This window comes from Salinivibrio sp. PR5 (assembly GCF_001996085.1).
GTDB classification, from domain to species: domain Bacteria; phylum Pseudomonadota; class Gammaproteobacteria; order Enterobacterales; family Vibrionaceae; genus Salinivibrio; species Salinivibrio proteolyticus.
This window is the reverse complement of record NZ_MUFK01000052.1, coordinates 1-18,237: the sequence shown is the minus strand read 5'-3', so window position 1 is coordinate 18,237 and position 18,237 is coordinate 1. Positions and strand designations below refer to the sequence as shown.

The window sequence follows — 18,237 nt, the reverse complement described above, 5'->3', positions numbered from 1 at the left end:
CGAACTCAGTAGTGAAACGAAGCAGCGCCGATGGTAGTGTGGGGTCTCCCCATGTGAGAGTAGGACATCGCCAGGCTTTGATTATAAATTGTGACTGTTGCTTGCGATTTTTGATAGCTACGGTGCTCATGTACTGACGTACACTGCGCGTCTCGCTTCAAAACTCCCGTCACACAGACACAATTTAAGCATCAAAGCAGATATGCGTAAGACTTTGATGAGAAAACACCAAGCCCTGACCTCACGGTCGGGGCTTTTTTGTATCTGTCGCTTGGGTGATTGCTGGTTAAGTAGAAGAATGGGATTGAGGTTGCCAGTGTAAGCAGAAATCCCAGAAGCGGGTCAGTAGACCTGACTGGTATTTATCTTTGTGACGCACGAGCCAATAGCGCCGGGATAATAGCAGAGGGAGTTCGAGGGCAACGACTCGACCGTCGGCAATGGCGTGTTGCGCGGAGAGCTTAGATAGATATGCCAAGCCTAACCCGGCACTCGCTGCGTTTAAAATCGCTTCTGTGGTATTAAGCTCGAAAGAAAGGTGCCAGCGCTCGAAGCGAGGAGCAAGGCGTGAGAGAAAGTGCTCCCGTGTGCCCGAGCCAGATTCGCGGATCAGCCAAGTTTGATTGTCGAGATCCCCAACACTTAACGGCGCTTGACTGACAAGGGGGTGATCAGGGTGACACACCACTGCCATCTGATCACTTAGCCAAGGCGTTTGCAGTAAATCAGGATGTTGGATTTCACCTTCTATTAATCCGATATCCAGCTCGAAATGTTGCAGACGAGCGATGATCTCTTGGCTGTTTGCAATCACTAATGTTTGTTGTTGATGCGCGGTTGCATGACGAAAATCGCTGATCAGTGCCGGCAAAAGCTGGTTGCCCACCGTATCGCTTCCCCCTAATCGTAGGCAGCCAATCAACTGGCTGTCGTCTTTCAGTGCCGCGCTAATCTCATCGCTACGGGTCAGCAATTCATCCGCTTTAGGGATCAGCGCAGCACCTTGGTCGTTAAGATGGAGTCGGTTGCCGCGTCGATCAAACAAGGGGTAACCGAGCTGACTTTCTAACTCGGCAAGCGCCATGCTGACCGCTGGTTTACTGAGAAACAGTTTCTTGGCGGCGGCGGTGATCGTGCCCTCTTGCACGATAGTTAAAAACACTCGCAATTGAGGAAGTGAAAGCGCCATTACGACCTAGCGATTAAGGGTTTGAGCCACTATAAGGCCGCGGACTCTCAATGACAACGTTAACGACGGTCGGTAATCCAATGTTGGATTTCTTGTTGGGCCTGTTTTAAGGGTTGGTAGTACGGCGATTGTCTGCCCGTATGCTGGAGAACGAAATCGAGACTACGTACCACATTTCGCCAACGCGGCGTTTTGGGAACCGTTTCAAGGTGTAGGTATTTATCCAAGGTTCTTGTTTGCAGGCTACCTTTGTCGGAATAGACGCGCCATAAACCACTTTTCTCTGCCAAACCAACTTTATCACCGCCCCATGCCTCTAACGCGAGGTTCATCGCGATGACTAAGCTGTGATGTAAGCTGTCTGACTGCATTGCAGGCGTGTGCTCACTGGGTGAGGGAGATGATGTTGAAAAGCACGTCGCTTTTAAGCGGTGTTGCAGGTGCGATAAGGCCGTGGCAAGCCGTCCGATTTCATCTTGGCGTTGCCGATGCGTCACTGGATAGTCAAGCTCACCGGCTGCAAATTGTTCGGCGCACCAAGTCAGTTGCAACATAGGGAGAGCAAGACGATGGGAGAGCCAGTGCCCAATAAATAGCAGTAATACAATCAGGACTATCACCAAGGCCACACTGATTGAATACAGTCGATAAAGCGGCTGATACGCGCTTTGCTTGGGGGTGCAAGTTATCAGTGCCCAAGGTGTGTTGCCGATGCTGACGGGACGATAAGCGGTCAGTTGTGGCATCAATGCATAGTCGCTGGGTGACAATACTCCTTGTTGACCCTCCAAGCTTTTTATAATTGCCGCTTGGGGAGGGGAAACAGCGAGTTTGGCATGACTTGAGCGGGGTACCCAGCCACTGAGTAAGGACTGATGCGATTGATCAATAAGCCATAAGGCTGAGTGAGGGCGTTGAAGCTGGTGAAGCATGGCGGATAAGTTATCCGTCGTGGTACTTACGGCAAGGATACTTTGGATCTGACCGCTTTTCAGTATCGGGGCGAGATACCATGCTTGCATGGTGCGTGAGCCTTGGGGAGCAAAGTGAGTGCGTACCCACTTAGGGCGCCGCTTAGGCGGGGCATCTAATAATTGGGTGACAGCTTGGCGTAGTCTGGTATCCGCGAGCAACTGTGGCGTGGCTTTGACGGCAAAAACGAGGTGTTGGTTTCGGTCAAACATCGCCACATTATTGAACTCATACCTTGCCATCCATGATTGGTATTGACGGTTAAACTGTCGATAAAGGCGATGATAGTTCTGGTTGTTGGTATTGAGGTGTGTTCCTGCGTTTTGCTGCAGGATTTGCATGAGCTGTCGGTGCGCTTGGGACGTGTCTTCACCTAATTGGGCGAACGCATTCGGAAAGCCATAGAAGCGCCCACCACTACTGATCGCCAAGTCGGAGTCTGCAAGGTTAACAACGGCACGCACCTGATCATGAAAATATTCTTTGATGGTGAAGTAGTAGCGATCTCGTTCGTTCTCCAGCTGTTGGTGGGCTTGGGTGATCAACAGCTGTGACTGACTCCATGTAAAGTAACCGGTCAGAATTATCACAGGAATAATGCTAAGGCTAAAAAACCACCACATAAAGCGGCGTTGAAGACGCGTCGAGTAACCCATATCCATTTGCACGCTGTGAGTACCTCTCCCTGATCACGCGGGCTTGAATCACAAGCGGCTGCCAAAAGGCAGCCGCGAGAGAGTAAACGCTAACACGTCCGATGAGCTAAAACTGTGACCTGCTGTCAGGTATCAAGCCTTAAAACTGTGTTAGTGCGCTGATTGATGGTGTTATCAGCAACTAGCGCGCTTTTTGCGCATGATAAACTGCGAATCGACGTGTTTTCGCGAGGGTATCGCACTGACCAAACCCTTTTTCAATAAGCGGTGGGTAACGTAAGAAGCTATTGGCGACGATCACCAGTTGGCCGCGACGGCGCAGATAGCGAGGGGCGCTTTCCAGTAACGACTCGGTGGCGTGATAATGTGTCTCTAGCCCTTCATGGAATGGGGGATTGCTGATAATGGCATCAAACTGCTGTCCACTGACGGCACTTAGCATATCTGAAACCAACACAGAACCTTTGAGTCCATTGGCCTCAAGGGTCGCTTGTGTCGAGGCAACGGCTAAGTGATTCACATCGACAAACGTCAGTGCGAGCTTGGTGTTGCTCGCCAGCAATGCGGTGCCAATGACACCAGCGCCACAACCGACGTCAATTACATCCCCTTCCATAGCGGGGAGGTTTTTCAGCAGTAAAGCGGTCCCGTCATCCAAACTTTTTTGGCTAAATACGCCGGGGAGTGCTCGGATCGTGAGGGCCATCTCTGTGATTTGCAACGGGTAATTATTAAACCATGCCGCTAACTCAAACTGAGGCGCTGGGGACGTGCACTCGCCGTAATACAGGCTGCACCGGCGCGCAGAGTCTTGTTTGGTGACGTGGCCATAAGGCGCAAAACGTTTTTCGATGCTTTTGACGCCACTACGGTTTTCACCCACCACTATCCAGTCGACGTTGGCGCCGAGGCGATGGGTGAGCATCGCGAGAAGAAAGTCAGCTTCTGCTTTCGATTTGGGCCAATAAAAGAGCACAAGGTCCACCGGCTGCTCATCATTATACTCAGCACCTGCGTGCACAGTGACGCCCGTATCGGCCATGCGCGTCGCATAGCCGTGATGCGTGGTAAACACAGAGACACTTTTTGCATGTGTGAGGAGTTGCCGAGCAAAGTCATCTTCTAGCTCACCTGCCAATAGAACATGTTTGTTTTCAAATAGCGTCAGGTGGCGCTGCGCAATTTCACTCGGGGCCGTTAAACTCATGATCGTTCTCTTTACGTGATTCAGACGTGACAATCGACGCGCTTAGGTGCGCGCTGGGGAGCGGATTGTCCCACAAAGCGCGCACTAGGCCAACCTATGCCAAGTTAGGCATTGTCTTGGCGATCGAGGAAACGCTCGAACTCAATTTCATACATGCGAAAGAGGACGAGGGTGAGCGAGAAGATGATGGGGCCATAAATCAGTCCCATCAATCCAAATAGGTGCAGGCCGCCAAGCAAAGAGAAGAAGATGAGCAAGGTATTCATTCCCGAGTTCCCCTGCATCAAAAACGGGCGTAGCAGGTTATCAATCGAGCCGACCACCACCACGCTCCATATCAATAGCCCTAGCGCCCATTGCCATTCGCCAGTGATGGCTAAATACACCACTGTCGGCAGCCAGATAAGTGCTGTGCCCACCACGGGAATAAAGGAAGCGAAAGCCATCATGGTTCCCCAGAATAGGGCGGGTAGTCCCACGGCCCACATGGCTAAGCCACCGGCTGCGCCTTGGGCGAGTGCGGTGAGAAATGAGCCTAACACGGCAGATTTGGCGACTTTCTCGACTTCATCGAGCAGTTGGTCTTCTTGGCTGCGAGAAAGTGGGATCACATGACGCAGAGTTTGAATGATGCTTTCGTGATCTCGGAGTAAAAAGAAGAGCACAAACAGCATCAGCATAAAATTGATAAAAAAGTTGGTCACATCGCCCAGTACTTTGGAGCTGAACTCTAACATTTGCCCACTGAATGATGACATCCAAGCTGCGAGTTTCTTCACCGTTTCTTGCGGGTCTATCAAATCAAACGGCAGCCATTGATTGAAAAAGTGGAGCGCACCCTGAACTTGTGGGTTATTCATCAGGGATTTTGCGCCACCATTATTCAACCAGTCATAACTTTGAGTAAAAAAGCTAACACCTTGTTGGATGATGGCCGCGGCGACTAAGGTCAGCGGGATAATGATAATAAAGGTTAGCAGCACACAGGACAGCACCGCGGCAGTATTCGGGCGATCGCCCAAGCGTTGCTCGATACGGTTATGCACCGGAAAAAACAATAGCGAGACGATAAAGGCCAGCACAATGGCGCCAATATAGGGCTCAATAAGCAGATAACACGCGTAGGTGGCAACGATAAGCGCTGCAATCAGGGTCCAGTGTTTGGGCTCGACGCGAAATGACGGGCTCACAGGCGTATCCTTTTTTGCTGAATGTCGGTGGGCGATGCCCTCGATAAACGAAGGCGGATCGGTGATCCGCCGTATTTATGAGCACCTTACCATAGACAGATTAGTCTGCGTCAGCTAAAAAAATCGCCAACAGATCGTTTAAGAATAATTTTCCCTTTGGCGTGATTTGCCAGTGTGATCGGGAGTCTGTGATTAACCCTTGCTCAATTGCCTCTGCCATAGGCGCATCGAGTGTCGATAGCGGTAAGCCTGTCCGCTGGACAAACTCAGCTTTGGGACAAGCTTCCAATAAACGGAAGCGATTCATAAAGAACTCAAAGGCCAGCTCTGTGGGTTTGACCCATTGACTATCGGTCAGGTAGGCCTTTTCCGGGTCGAGGTAGCCGCGCGGATGCTTGACTTTGACTGTGCGCAACACCCGTGCTTGACCTTGATCTGGCAATGTCAGTTTTCCATGCGCCCCGCAGCCAATCCCTAAATAGTCGCCAAATCGCCAGTAGTTGAGATTGTGCTGGCATTGCTTGTTCTCAAGGCTGTAGGCCGAGGTTTCATACTGCACATAGCCGGCGTCTGTGAGCAATTGATGGCCTTTGTCAAAAATATCCCAAAGGGTATCTTCTTCTGGCAGCGTAGGCGGTTTGGAGTAAAACTGGGTGTTAGGCTCGATGGTTAACTGATACCAAGACAAATGCGGTGGATTCAGTGCAATGGCCTTTTCAAGATCCGCCAGCGCTTCTTGCTCCGATTGATTGGGTAAGCCGTGCATCAAATCGAGATTGAAGCTATCCAATCCGGCTTGGTGTGCGAGCTGAGCCGCACGTTCGGCCTCTCCCGGACCATGAATACGCCCTAAGCGCTCGAGTTTATCGGCGGAAAAGCTTTGTACACCAATAGAGATTCGATTGACGCCCGCTTGACGGTAGCCAATGAACTTATCGGCTTCCACCGTGCCGGGGTTCGCTTCCATGGTCACTTCCATGTTTGCGCTTGGCATTAGGCGTGCTTTGATGCCATCCAGCAAGCGCTGAATTTCGGGGGCCGACATCAAGCTTGGCGTGCCACCACCAATAAAAATCGAATGCAGTGGTCGCTCAGCGACAGAAGGATAAGCGGCCAAGTCGGTATCAAGGTCATCGAGCAATGCACTGATATAGTCCGACTCTGGGATCACCCCTTTTTGCGCATGAGAGTTAAAGTCGCAGTATGGGCATTTTTGTACACACCACGGGATGTGCACGTACAAACTCAGAGGGATCATGCTTACTGGGCCGCTTTTAACGCATTGAATAAGTGGTTGAGCGCTTGGCCGCGATGGGAGCGCTGTTTTTTCTCTGATGCGGGCATCTCTGCGGCGGCGCACTGTTGGTCATGGGGTAAGAACACAGGATCATAACCAAAGCCATTGTCACCCTGAGGGGTGTGGGCAATTTTGCCTTCCCACACACCATGGCACACCAGAGGAGTAGGGTCATTGGCATGACGCATATATACGAGCGCACAGTGAAAACGTGCGGTACGCTGCGCATCCGGTACGTCTTGCATCGCGTCTAGCAGTTTGACGACATTGTCGCTATCGCTCGCTTGTTCACCTGCATAACGGGCAGAGTAGACTCCAGGCGCGCCGTTGAGGTAATCAACTTCTAGACCTGAGTCGTCTGCGATGGCAGGCAGGCCAGTAATTTTTGCCGCATGACGGGCTTTGATAATGGCATTTTCAATGAACGTGGTTCCGGTCTCATCGGCATCCTTGACGGCAAAATCGCTCTGAGGCAAGACCTCAAAACCGAACTCGCTGAGTAAGCCAGCCATTTCTTTTACTTTTCCAGCATTGCCGGTGGCGAGTACAACTTTGTTCATGAATAGTACCTATTTGCTTAAAGCCCGATTAAGGGGTATCAACGTAAAATTTGTAGCGATAGTCCAAGGTGGCGGATCGGTTGCCTTGGGCGTTTAATTCGATATGAAACTGATACGTTTCTTCATCGTCAGCCGCAAAGGTCGCGATGTAGTAAATCGCCTCACCTTCACGTATTTCCTTGAAGTCTAGCTCACGGCTATTGCCAACGAGGTTTTTCACGCTTCCTGTCAAGGTCGCACTGACCGCCGGTTTGCCGAGCTGCATTTTATCAAGCACGGCGATATTCACTAGTCCGCGGTAGCCACTTCGCGTGATGTCGTACTGTTTTGCGATCTCAGGGGTTAAAAAGGTGGTCGAGATCGTGTTGTAGTGCACTTCGAGCTCACCCACCTCTTTGTATTGCCCTGACCACGCTGACAGCGAGAATAGACTCAGAAAACTGACCAGCATTACCGTAAATGTACGCATAATTCTTCCTTGTTGTCGTGCGAGTCGCCTCGCCTGAATACGGATAATTGACGATGAGTGATCAGTGGGGAAGATACGGGGTTAGCCAATCAGGAAGCTGTTGGGGGGCTTCAATCTGCACTTGCTTGTGTCGATTTGTTAACCCGTGGGTCACTGTCACATTGCTTTTTGCGATCTTACACTGCTTGGCAAGCCATCGGCATAAATGGGCATTGGCTTTGCCATCCGTGGGTGGTGCTGTGATGGCGATCTTAAGCGCATCGCCATGTTGGCCCAGACACTGGTCTCGGCTTGCTTTGGGTTGTACGTACAGACGCAATGTGATTGCGCCTGTCTCAGTATCAACACGGACGGGCATTACAGCGCGTACCACACTGGGCCGAGAAAATCGCCAATCAGCATATTGATAAACTGTAACGCAATAAACACCACCAAGATGCTTAAATCGAGCCCGCCAATCGGTGGGATCACGCGACGTACCGGCGCACATACGGGCTCAGTCAGTTGGTGGAACACGTATTCAACCGGATTATTCCCTTGGCTGACCCAGCTAAGAATGGCGCGCAGAATCAGCACCCAGAACAGCAGTTTCCCAGCGGCTTTTAGGAGTGCGATGGCGGAGAAAATAAACATGCCACCACTTAGCGTCAATGGATTACCCGCCACCAAATCGAGCACGGCAAACTTCGCGACCATTAACAGGTAGCCAAAAAGCACGGTAGCGAGATCTAAGCTGCCCAGTGATGGGATCAGACGGCGTAGCGGTCCGACAACAGGCTGGGTTGCTTTCACCACAAACTGGGAGAAAGGATTATAGAAGTCGGCACGGGCTAATTGTAGCCAAACGCGCAACAGCACCACCATGATGTAAAGATCAAACGCGGTGTTGATCAGAAAGGTCATTGCATTCATATCGTCGCCTTAGTGATTAAAATTCTTTTTCCATTTGTTCGGCACGGCTAACTGCCGCTTGCATGGCTTGCGCGACAATATCACCGATCCGGTTTTCGTCAAACACACGCAATGCTTCAGCGGTTGTGCCTCCTTTGGAGGTCACCTGTTCGCGTAGAGTGCCTAATTCGATATCTGGGTTGGCTACCACCATTTGCGCAGCGCCAAGCGCCGCTTGTTGCACCAAACGACGTGCGGTGTGGTCGTCAAAGCCTTGCTGCATCGCTTCTTGATGCATGGCTTCCATAAATCGGAAGAAATACGCGGGTGCGCTGCCGGCTGCCGCAATCACGCCATTGATGTCAGATTCTTGGTTAACCCAGCAGATCTCACCGACAGCTTGCATGAGTGCGCCCGCATAATCACGATCCTCATCCGACACGGTAGGGACGGCGTAAAGGCCACTCATCCCTTGTCCGACTAAAGAGGGGGTATTGGGCATCACGCGAACGAGGTTGAGTGTTGTGCCTGCCATTGCCATCAGGCGATCGGCATGGATCCCAGCGGCGATCGAAATCACTAATTTATTTTGCCAATCGACGTCAGTCAGCGAGGCGAGCACTTGCGCCATCAGCTGTGGCTTGACCGCCAATACCACTACCTCTGCCCCTTGGCATGCGGCAAGATTATCGGCGGTGGTCTGAATACCCCATTCGGCCTGCAAGCCGCTATTCGGCGAGGCACTTGGTGACGCCGCCGTAATCGCTGAGGCTGGATAGCCCGATTGAATTAAGCCCGCGATAATGGAGCGAGCCATGTTCCCTGCGCCAATAAAAGTCAGTGCGCGATGTTCCATGAATGACGTTCCTATTGTTGGTGGTACCTGATGCTGATAACCAGCACGTCACGTGTCGTTCTATTTTCTTTTTCCCGCCGTGCGTTAGCGTTTTTCTCGTGCCCCAAATACCGCTGTCCCAATTCGTACCATGGTGCTTCCGGATGCAATCGCTGCTTCCATGTCGCCGCTCATCCCCATTGATAGCGTATCGACGCTCTCGTACTTCGCTTTTAATGCTGAAAACATGTCAGCCAAAGGGGCGAAGGCGGCACATTGTTGGGCATAGTCGGTTTCAGGTTGAGGAATCGACATCAAACCCCGTACGGTGAGATTCGGTAACTTAGCGATTGCCTCAATCAGCGCTTCGGCCTCCTCAAACGCGACCCCTGACTTTGACGTTTCCCCGCTGCTATTCACTTGCACCAATACATTCAGGGCGGGTAAATGTGCAGGGCGTTGCTCACTCAAACGTTTAGCGACTTTTAAGCGGTCCACCGAATGTACCCAATCAAAGTGCTCGGCAATTTGACGCGTTTTGTTGGACTGAATGGGGCCAATAAAGTGCCATTCCAATGCGGAATGTGCGGCATGCTGAGCAAAATGCTGCACTTTTTCCACGCCTTCTTGTACGTAGTTTTCACCAAACGCGTGTTGTCCTGCCGCCAACGCTTCTGCGATGGCTTCGATGGGCTTGGTTTTACTCACCGCAAGCAATTGCACCGAACCTTCGGGTCGGCCGCATTTTTGCGTCGCGTGGTCTATGTGTTCCATGACCTGTTCAATGTTTTTCTTGATACTACACATACTTGATTCTGCGAGGAAAATGAATGGATATCACTGAGCTATTGGCCTTTAGTGTAAAACATAATGCGTCAGATCTACATCTTTCCGCGGGAGTGGCGCCTATGGTGCGGGTAGATGGCGATGTGCGCAAGTTGAGTTTGCCAGCGTTGAGCCATCAAGAGGTCAATCAATTGGTCTTGGATGTTATGAATGATAACCAGCAGCGTGAATATCAAGCGCAGTTGGAAGTGGATTTTTCATTTCATATGCAGTCTGTGGGACGCTTTCGGGTTAATGCATTTCATCAGCAACACGGCTGCGCGGCGGTATTTCGGGTGATCCCCGAGACAGTCCCCAGTTTGGCGGATCTCCATGCACCAGAGATTTTTGCGGATTTTGCTCAGCTCTCAAACGGATTAGTGCTGGTCACCGGCCCGACGGGCTCGGGGAAGTCCACCACATTGGCGGCCATGGTTGATCATATTAATCGCCATGCGCCCAAACATATTCTTACCATTGAAGATCCGATTGAGTTTATTCATCACCCGCAACAAAGTTTGATTAATCAGCGTGAAGTGAAGCGCGATACTTTATCGTTTCAGCAAGCACTGCGTTCGGCGTTGCGTGAAGATCCCGATGTGATTTTGGTGGGAGAGCTGCGTGATCTCGATACCATTAGCTTGGCGTTAACGGCGGCGGAAACCGGACACCTGGTATTCGGCACCTTGCATACGTCAAGCGCAGCGAAAACAGTCGACCGTATTATTGATGTCTTTCCCGGCAGTGATAAGCCGCTGGTCCGCTCGATGCTTTCAGCCTCACTGCGGGCGGTCGTGTCTCAGCAACTGATAAAAACAGCGCAAGGTGGGCGCGTGGCCGCGCATGAAATCATGATCGCAAGCCCAGCGATTCGTAACCTCATCCGTGAGGATAAGGTGGCGCAAATGGTGTCGATGATTCAAACCGGCTCCAATCAAGGGATGCAAACCATGGAGCAAGCACTGGCCGATTTAGTCGGGCAAGGGACGATCGCGCCTGAACAACGCGATCGCGTATTACGTGCGCTTTAGGAGGAAGCATGAAACTCAGTAGTGTGCTGGTGGCGATGCAAGAACACACCGCCTCGGATGCGTATATTTCCGTGGATGCGCCTGTGATGTTACGGGTGGATGGACGCTTAAAACCTCTGTCTTCGCCGTTGTCGTTGGCGGCAATCAACGTCATGTTGAACAGTGCGATGAACGAGGAACAAAAGCAGCAATTTATTACCACGCGAGAAGCGAACTTTGCGGTAAAACGTAGTGTTGGGCGTTTTCGGATCAGTGCTTACTGGCAGCGCGATATGCCCAGCATGGTGATCCGTCGGATAGAAACCGAGATCCCGCGTTTGTCATCGTTAGGCACCCCAGTGGCGCTCGAAGAGCTTGCGATGCAAAAGCGAGGCTTGGTGCTAGTGGTTGGGGCGACGGGGTCGGGTAAGTCGACAACCATGGCTGCGATGATGGGGTTTCGTAATCATTATGGCCAAGGCCATATCCTAACGGTTGAGGATCCAATCGAATTTGTTCATGAGCATCAGCAATGCATTGTCAGTCAACGCGAAATTGGTATTGATACCCAAGATTATGAAACAGCGCTAAAAAATGCGCTCAGGCAAGCGCCAGATATGGTGGTGATTGGTGAAATACGCACACCAGAAACCATGAACTTCGCGCTTCAGTTTGCGGAAACGGGCCATCTTTGCTTGGCCACTTTACATGCGAATAACGCCTACCAAGCACTAGAGCGAGCATTACACTTGATGCCTAAAGCACAGCGAGAGACCTTTTTATTTGATTTATCGATGAACTTAAAAGGTGTCATCGCTCAACAGTTGGTACCGGGCGTGAATGGAGTTGGGCGGCATGGTGCCTTTGAACTATTGATCAATAACGCGCATGTGGCAGAGCTGATCCGTAATGGTGAACTGCACGCGTTGAAAAAAGCCATGTTGAGCGGGGAGCATTTTGGTATGCAGACCTTTGATCAATCACTGTATGCGCTTTATGTGCAAGGGAGTATCAGCGAGGATGAGGCGCTGCGACATGCCGACTCGGCCAATGAATTAAAGTTGATGATCAAAACCGGTGCTAAGCACAGTGCGCCGGGCTGCGCACTGGATCATGTACGAATTGAAAGAGTGGGTTCTCAGGATTAATCGGCGTATTGGCGTTCAAACCAACTTTCGATAATCACCACCGCAGATTGTGCATCGACCGCGCCTTTTTGCAGTGCCTTATAGCCACCACGCTCGAACAATGCCGCACGGGCCTCCCGAGTGGAAAGACGTTCGTCGTGCAGTTCGACAGGATAACCGAAACGTCCATGCAGACGGTTGGCAAATTTGCGGGCGCGCGGGGTAATGGTCTCAAGTGGTTCACCATTCAAGTCAAGTGGCAACCCGACCACCAAAACATCGGGTTGCCATTCTTTGAGTAATGACGCGATCTCTTCCCAATTGGGGATCCCATCGCGGGCTTTTAATGCACATAGGGGGCGTGCGGTTCCCGTTAACGATTGACCGATCGCTACGCCAATACTTTTGACGCCATAATCAAACCCAAGCACGGTGTGTGAAGTCATGCGTGTCCTATTTCTGAAGATAAATTCGCCGCGTTGATCCCCAGTTGATCGAGGGCTTTTTGCCAACGCTCACTAAGGGGAGTGTCAAAAATCACTTTGGGATCGGCTTCCAAGGTTAACCAGCTGTTTTCGGCTAACTCCAGCTCAAGTTGCCCGGGCTCCCATCCGGCATAGCCGAGCGCGACAATAAATTGGTCGGGCTGCTCATCGGTTCCCAAAATAGACAGTATGTCTTTGGAGGTAGTGACTGCAAGATCGTCAGACAGTGGGATGCTCGTGCCAAAGCTTCGATCTGCACGGTGGAGCACAAAGCCGCGATCTTCCGACACTGGGCCGCCAAACAGGACGGGTTGAGCCAGGCTATCTTTGGCTTGTGAGAGCGGAAGCTGCCGCTCAACCTCGATTTGGTCGAGCATTTTGCCCACCGAGATATTGATAGGCTGATTGATCATCAATCCCATCGCGCCGTCATCGTTATGCTCACACACGTAAATCACACCATGTTGAAAACGGCTATCGGTCATGCTTGGCATTGCGACTAAAAAATGATTTTTCAGATTCATATCGCCGTTCTCCCGTTGAGGCGCGTACTTTGAGTATGCGCTAAAAAACAAAGTTAGGTGAAAATAGGCGCATTAAATGCGCCCACTGACTTACCCTTGGCAACGTGTTGCAATGGCATCCATCAGTAAATCACCAATCGATATATCATACGCTGCATCAATTTCGCGGATGCAGGTGGGGCTGGTGACGTTGATTTCAGTCAGCTTGTCGCCAATGACATCAAGGCCGACAAAAATTAAGCCTTTCTCTTTAAGCGTTGGTGCAACCGCGCGCGCAATCTCCCAATCGGTGGGGGATAAGGGGCGTGCTTCACCACGTCCGCCAGCGGCAAGGTTACCACGTGTTTCGCCATCGGCAGGAATACGTGCCAAGCAGTACGGCACCGGCTCACCATCGACCACTAAGATACGTTTGTCGCCATTGCTGATATCAGGCACGAAGGTTTGCGCCATGCAAAAACGGTTGCCGTGCTCGGTCAGGGTTTCAATAATTACTGACAGGTTCGGATCGCCTTGTTTGACCCGAAAGATAGACGCGCCGCCCATGCCATCGAGCGGTTTTAAAATCACATCGCCATGTTCGGCCTGGAATGCTTTGATCTCGTCGGCACGACGGGTCACTAATGTGGTCGGAGTGTGTTCTGGGAACCACGCGGTATAAAGCTTTTCATTGCAATCGCGCAAGCTCTGCGGTTTGTTAACAATCAATACTCCCGCTTGCTCGGCACGCTCTAGCATATAGGTCGCATAAATATATTCGGTATCAAACGGGGGGTCTTTACGCATCAAAATGGCATCAAACGCACTCAGTGGCTGTGTTTGAGTGTGGGTAATTTGATACCAATCGTTCGGATCGTCTTGTAGCGAGACTTGATGGGTTTTCGCGTACGGCGCGCCTTGCAACATCGACATATCATCCATGTTGATATAATGCACTTCCCAACCGCGTTTTTGTGCTGCCAACATCATGGCAAACGTGGAATCTTTTTTTACATTGATGGCCGAGATCGGATCCATCACAACACCAATTTTCATCTTGATTCTCCTGTTCGCCAACTAGCCCAAATCACCGAAACGAACCTGCAAGGCGGTAATGGCCGTCAATGCGGCGGTTTCGGTCCGCAATACACGGGGGCCGAGTAAAATTTCTTTAAAGTCACAATCGCGCGTCATGGCGATTTCTTCATCGGACAATCCACCTTCTGGGCCTATCAATAAGCGTAGCTTCGATGGACGCTCTGGCAGCGTATTAATGGAATACGGGGCGCGAGGGTGTAGGTTGAGCTTCAGTCCGGCAAAGGCTTCTTGGCTCCACGCCTCCAACATCATCACAGGACGAACTTCTGGGACGCGGTTGCGGCCACTTTGTTCGCAGGCACCAATGGCGATCTTTTGCCATTGTTGGCGTTTTTTCTCGAGTCGTTCTTCATTGAGCTTCACGCCGCACCGCGCTGATATCAGCGGAGTGATCACATTGACGCCCAGTTCGACCGACTTTTGAATGGTGAATTCCATTTTCTCGCCGCGCGAGATCACTTGTCCAAGCTCAAGGTCAAGTGGCGACTCCACACTGTGATCGTCTCGTGCACTGATGGTCACGGACACCTGTTTTTTAGTGACATCGCTTAAAGTGGCGGGAAACTGAGCGCCACTGCCATCAAAAAGCAGCACGGCTTGGCCTGGCTGCATGCGCAATACGCGTCCAATGTGATTGGCCGCATCGTCGGTGAGCGTCACATCGCCTTGCGATGGCAAAGGGTCTGGGTGATAAATTCGAGGAATACGCATAATGCTTGAGTTCCGTGATCAATAAGTTGCCAGTGTAACACGCTGTTCTGTGACTGGGAGGCTTGTGTTGATATGGGGACAGACACGAAAAAAACCAAGACGAGAAAAACGCGACTAGAGTACGGCAGGCACCGGCATCAGCGTTTGGTGACAGCGTTTACATCGGTAGCTCGCCTCACCGCGTCGCACTTTATTGTGGCGCCGTACGGTCAAGGCCACTTCCCCGCAATGGCACGCATAGGCAAACGTTTTGCCTTGAACGGCAGTAATATCGAGTTGATGGGTGGTGTTGGCTGGTGCCTGAAACACGGTTTCCATCAAGGTACGCCATTGTGAGCCGTGAGGCTTAACGCGTCCATACAATGCGAAGGTGACGAGGTGACAGACTTCATGCGGGATCACTTCCTCAAAAAACACATGAGGAGACTCTTGAAGCAGCACGGGATTAAAACGCAATCGCCATTGGGTCGGATGCGCTGTGCCGGCGGCACGTCCCCGCAGCGACAGGCTAGTGTCGGGATAAGTCAGTTGAATACCGAGCTGGTGGTTGGCGGTGTCAATGCACTCGCGTACCCGTTCAAAAACGGCATCAGCCAGTGGTTCAGAGACTGCGGGCATGGCAATCGTTACCTCACTCGAGTTAACGTCTTGGGGTCATGTAACATGCGTCATTTAACATGTGTCACAACACATGGGTGATTAAAAAAGGGAAGCCGCTGCTTCCCTTCCTTTCTTTGCGCACAATGAGCGTTAGCCCAAGGTTAACCAAGTTTAGCAAATTCGCGCAATAGCTCGGCTTTGTCGGTTTTCTCCCAAGGGAAAATATCACGACCAAAGTGACCGTATGCGGCGGTTTGCTTATAAATCGGTTGTAGCAGATCTAGCATTTCCTGCAGACCGTATGGGCGCAAGTCGAAGTTTTCACGCACCGCCTTGATAATGACTTCAGGGGCCACTTTTTCGGTACCAAAGGTTTCGACCATGATAGAAGTCGGCTCGGCGACACCAATCGCGTAAGACAATTGGATTTCACAGCGGTCCGCCAGACCGGCAGCGACAATGTTTTTCGCCACATAGCGTGCCGCATAGGCGGCTGAGCGGTCAACTTTCGATGGATCTTTACCGGAGAATGCACCACCACCGTGACGGGCTGCACCGCCGTAGGTATCGACGATAATTTTACGGCCAGTAAGACCACAGTCGCCCATTGGGCCACCAATCACGAAACGACCGGTTGGGTTGATGAAGTATTTGGTTTCTTTGGTCAGCCATTCTGCGGGCAGAACTGGCTTGATAATCTCTTCCATCACCGCTTCACGCAGAGTTTCGGTAGAGACGCTGTCGCAATGCTGAGTAGAAAGTACAACTGCGTCGATGCCGACGATCTTGCCGTTGTCGTACGCAAAAGTGACCTGACTTTTAGCGTCTGGACGCAACCAATCTAGGGTGCCATCTTTACGCGCTTGCGCTTGGCGCTCGACCAAACGGTGCGAGTAAGTGATCGGGGCAGGCATAAGGACATTGGTTTCGTTGGTTGCGTAACCAAACATAATGCCTTGGTCGCCTGCGCCTTGATCTTTGGGGTCGGCACGGTCAACACCTTGGTTAATATCTGGTGACTGCTTACCAATGGTGTTGAGCACCGCGCACGAGTTGGCATCAAAGCCCATGTCTGAGTGTACATAGCCAATGTCGCGAACCGTTTGGCGTGTCAGCTCTTCAATATCGACCCACGCTGAGGTGGTGATCTCGCCGCCGACCATTACCATGCCGGTTTTTACATAAGTTTCGCAGGCAACGCGCGCTCTTGGATCTTGCTCAAGAATTGCATCCAAAACGGCATCTGAAATTTGGTCTGCGATTTTATCTGGATGGCCTTCAGAGACAGACTCTGAAGTAAACAGGTGCTTAGCCATGTGACACTCTCATTGTTTATCAAGGATACCGACGATACGAGGCGAAATCGATCGCCGATCATCTCAGATGTTTTAACTTCTAGACGTCTATTCTATTCGTAATTGTGACAAACGCAAGCAAGTTGATGCATAGCGTCATGCATTTAGGTATAGCAAACGATTGCGCCATGAGGCGTTATTCGACGGCTGCAGGCATAACATCATCGGCCATCTGAGCCTCTGTCCACGCTTTGGGAGCGCGAGTGATAAACCGCTCCACCAGTGTATCTATGCGCAAAGGCAGCCTCCCTGAGGCGCTATATAATCGAATCGGTATCGCGGCCGACTGCCATTGTGGCAAACAGCGAATAATCTTGTCTGGGTGATGCGCCTGATACCCTTCAGCATTCCATGTAGGTAGTAGGCCCACACCTTGTCCGTTGGCAATGGCATCGATTTGAATCGCAACCATATCGCAGTTAAACCGGCTGGGAAGCGCGCTCAAATGATAGGGAGGCTGATGGGAATGAAACAGCGTGAGTCCACGTCGGCGGAGCGCAAATACATCCAGCCAAGCGTGATCATCCAACGCGGAGGGGTGTGAAAACGGACCATGTGCCTGCACATACGCGGGCGAGGCGTAAATGCCGTAGTGCCAGTGACCCAGTGTTTGGGTGCGACAATTGCTGGGGAGCATTACATCGTCGGCCCAGATAACAATGTCAGCCGCTTGGATACGCTGTGCGCTCAGCTCACTGGTTAAGGTGATGGACACTTTGGGGTGCTCGGTTAAAAAATGATTCAGTAAAGGACCAGCCCAGCCACGCATGAGCGCCGGATGGCAAATGACTTCAATTGGCCCTTTTAGCTCATTATTCAGACCGTGAATGGCTTCTTGGCTTTCCTCTGCCAGGGCCAAAATTTGCGAGCAATAGCGCGAAAAGGTTTCGCCGGCTTTAGTGAGTACCAAGCGATTTCCCTGCCGTTGGGTTAACGCTTGGCCAAGGTCACTTTCTAATTGTGCCAGTCGCCGACTAATGGTCGATTTGGGCTGGTGAAGTGCGTCAGCCGCTGCGGTCAAGCTTTGATGGCGGCAAAGGGCATCGAACGCACGGATAGCGGCAAGATCCTGCATACTTCCTTATCCTATTTTCCTTTCTTATCAGTAAGATGAAATGAATGCTTACTTGTTTCACGTTCGAAAACTGGAACAAGTTGTTCCAGTTTTAGGGCTGGGTTTCCTTACTCTAATATGAATAATTCTCACTAATCAAATGATAATTATTATCAAATAATGGAGTAAGATATGTCTAGTCG

19 protein-coding genes, 1 rRNA gene and 1 pseudogene are annotated in these 18,237 nt (G+C 51.3%); 3 read left to right on the top strand and 18 right to left on the bottom strand.

The genetic code is table 11. The features are described 5' to 3' along the window. A 5S ribosomal RNA gene (rrf, locus tag BZG82_RS16770) occupies positions 1 to 76 on the top strand; the annotation flags it as partial. 210 nt (positions 77 to 286) lie between these two features. Here rrf and BZG82_RS14475 read toward each other — a convergent pair. From BZG82_RS14475 to BZG82_RS14425, 11 genes and pseudogenes are all read right to left on the bottom strand, one after another. Beyond that, positions 287 to 1,189 (bottom strand): LysR substrate-binding domain-containing protein, encoded by a 903-nt coding sequence (locus BZG82_RS14475; protein ID WP_069591160.1) that lies wholly within the window; start codon positions 1,187 to 1,189, stop codon positions 287 to 289. Between the two features lie 434 nt (positions 1,190 to 1,623). Beyond that, positions 1,624 to 1,935: pseudogene (locus BZG82_RS16765) on the bottom strand (HAMP domain-containing protein); the annotation flags it as partial. A gap of 1,063 nt (positions 1,936 to 2,998) precedes the next feature. After that, positions 2,999 to 4,024: a 16S rRNA (guanine(1207)-N(2))-methyltransferase RsmC gene (rsmC, locus tag BZG82_RS14465; RefSeq protein ID WP_077766160.1), complete on the bottom strand. Its 1,026-nt coding sequence runs from the start codon at positions 4,022 to 4,024 to the stop codon at positions 2,999 to 3,001. A gap of 104 nt (positions 4,025 to 4,128) precedes the next feature. Next, positions 4,129 to 5,214, bottom strand: coding sequence for an AI-2E family transporter (locus tag BZG82_RS14460; protein ID WP_077457424.1), 1,086 nt, complete (start codon positions 5,212 to 5,214; stop codon positions 4,129 to 4,131). A 100-nt stretch (positions 5,215 to 5,314) separates the two neighbouring features. Then, positions 5,315 to 6,472, bottom strand: a complete 1,158-nt coding sequence (gene hemW, locus BZG82_RS14455; protein ID WP_077663275.1) for a radical SAM family heme chaperone HemW — start codon at positions 6,470 to 6,472, stop codon at positions 5,315 to 5,317. Positions 6,473 to 6,474: 2 nt separating this feature from the next. Further along, the gene (gene rdgB, locus BZG82_RS14450; protein ID WP_077766159.1) at positions 6,475 to 7,071 is read right to left on the bottom strand and encodes an RdgB/HAM1 family non-canonical purine NTP pyrophosphatase; all 597 of its coding nucleotides are present in this window, start codon (positions 7,069 to 7,071) and stop codon (positions 6,475 to 6,477) included. A 28-nt stretch (positions 7,072 to 7,099) separates the two neighbouring features. Then, positions 7,100 to 7,540: a DUF4426 domain-containing protein gene (locus BZG82_RS14445; protein ID WP_069591168.1), complete on the bottom strand. Its 441-nt coding sequence runs from the start codon at positions 7,538 to 7,540 to the stop codon at positions 7,100 to 7,102. Between the two features lie 61 nt (positions 7,541 to 7,601). Then, positions 7,602 to 7,898, bottom strand: a complete 297-nt coding sequence (locus BZG82_RS14440) for a DUF167 family protein (RefSeq protein ID WP_077479836.1) — start codon at positions 7,896 to 7,898, stop codon at positions 7,602 to 7,604. Continuing rightward, positions 7,898 to 8,452: a YggT family protein gene (locus BZG82_RS14435; RefSeq protein WP_077677951.1), complete on the bottom strand. Its 555-nt coding sequence runs from the start codon at positions 8,450 to 8,452 to the stop codon at positions 7,898 to 7,900. Before BZG82_RS14435 ends, BZG82_RS14440 begins: the two co-directional genes overlap by 1 nt. Before the next feature lie 16 nt (positions 8,453 to 8,468). Next, positions 8,469 to 9,287: a pyrroline-5-carboxylate reductase gene (proC, locus tag BZG82_RS14430; RefSeq protein ID WP_077766158.1), complete on the bottom strand. Its 819-nt coding sequence runs from the start codon at positions 9,285 to 9,287 to the stop codon at positions 8,469 to 8,471. A gap of 84 nt (positions 9,288 to 9,371) precedes the next feature. Beyond that, entirely contained in the window at positions 9,372 to 10,073 is a 702-nt protein-coding gene (locus BZG82_RS14425; RefSeq protein ID WP_077675133.1) for a YggS family pyridoxal phosphate-dependent enzyme, read from the bottom strand. 23 nt (positions 10,074 to 10,096) lie between these two features. On the opposite strand from BZG82_RS14425, the gene BZG82_RS14420 reads away from it, so the two are divergent. Then, a complete protein-coding gene (locus BZG82_RS14420) occupies positions 10,097 to 11,122 on the top strand; it encodes a type IV pilus twitching motility protein PilT (RefSeq protein ID WP_077766157.1) in 1,026 nt (341 codons plus the stop codon). An 8-nt stretch (positions 11,123 to 11,130) separates the two neighbouring features. Then, complete coding sequence (locus BZG82_RS14415; RefSeq protein WP_077766156.1) at positions 11,131 to 12,249, top strand: PilT/PilU family type 4a pilus ATPase; 1,119 nt, start codon at positions 11,131 to 11,133, stop codon at positions 12,247 to 12,249. Here BZG82_RS14415 and ruvX read toward each other — a convergent pair. The 7 genes from ruvX to BZG82_RS14380 all read right to left on the bottom strand — a co-directional run bounded on the left by ruvX (position 12,246) and on the right by BZG82_RS14380 (position 18,055). Next, the gene (gene ruvX, locus BZG82_RS14410) at positions 12,246 to 12,674 is read right to left on the bottom strand and encodes a Holliday junction resolvase RuvX (protein ID WP_069591176.1); all 429 of its coding nucleotides are present in this window, start codon (positions 12,672 to 12,674) and stop codon (positions 12,246 to 12,248) included. The genes BZG82_RS14415 and ruvX overlap by 4 nt on opposite strands. Beyond that, the gene (locus BZG82_RS14405; protein ID WP_069591178.1) at positions 12,671 to 13,237 is read right to left on the bottom strand and encodes a YqgE/AlgH family protein; all 567 of its coding nucleotides are present in this window, start codon (positions 13,235 to 13,237) and stop codon (positions 12,671 to 12,673) included. Before BZG82_RS14405 ends, ruvX begins: the two co-directional genes overlap by 4 nt. 90 nt (positions 13,238 to 13,327) lie before the next feature. Next, entirely contained in the window at positions 13,328 to 14,272 is a 945-nt protein-coding gene (gene gshB, locus BZG82_RS14400) for a glutathione synthase (protein WP_077766155.1), read from the bottom strand. Positions 14,273 to 14,293: 21 nt separating this feature from the next. Beyond that, complete coding sequence (rsmE, locus tag BZG82_RS14395) at positions 14,294 to 15,025, bottom strand: 16S rRNA (uracil(1498)-N(3))-methyltransferase (protein WP_077766154.1); 732 nt, start codon at positions 15,023 to 15,025, stop codon at positions 14,294 to 14,296. A 114-nt stretch (positions 15,026 to 15,139) separates the two neighbouring features. Then, positions 15,140 to 15,643 carry a SprT family zinc-dependent metalloprotease gene (locus BZG82_RS14390; RefSeq protein ID WP_077766153.1) on the bottom strand — a complete coding sequence of 168 codons (504 nt, stop codon included), beginning with the start codon at positions 15,641 to 15,643 and terminating at the stop codon, positions 15,140 to 15,142. Positions 15,644 to 15,786: 143 nt separating this feature from the next. Then, positions 15,787 to 16,941 (bottom strand): methionine adenosyltransferase, encoded by a 1,155-nt coding sequence (gene metK, locus BZG82_RS14385; protein ID WP_077479844.1) that lies wholly within the window; start codon positions 16,939 to 16,941, stop codon positions 15,787 to 15,789. A gap of 175 nt (positions 16,942 to 17,116) precedes the next feature. Then, positions 17,117 to 18,055, bottom strand: a complete 939-nt coding sequence (locus BZG82_RS14380) for a LysR family transcriptional regulator (RefSeq protein WP_077663266.1) — start codon at positions 18,053 to 18,055, stop codon at positions 17,117 to 17,119. Between the last annotated feature and the right edge of the window lie 182 nt (positions 18,056 to 18,237).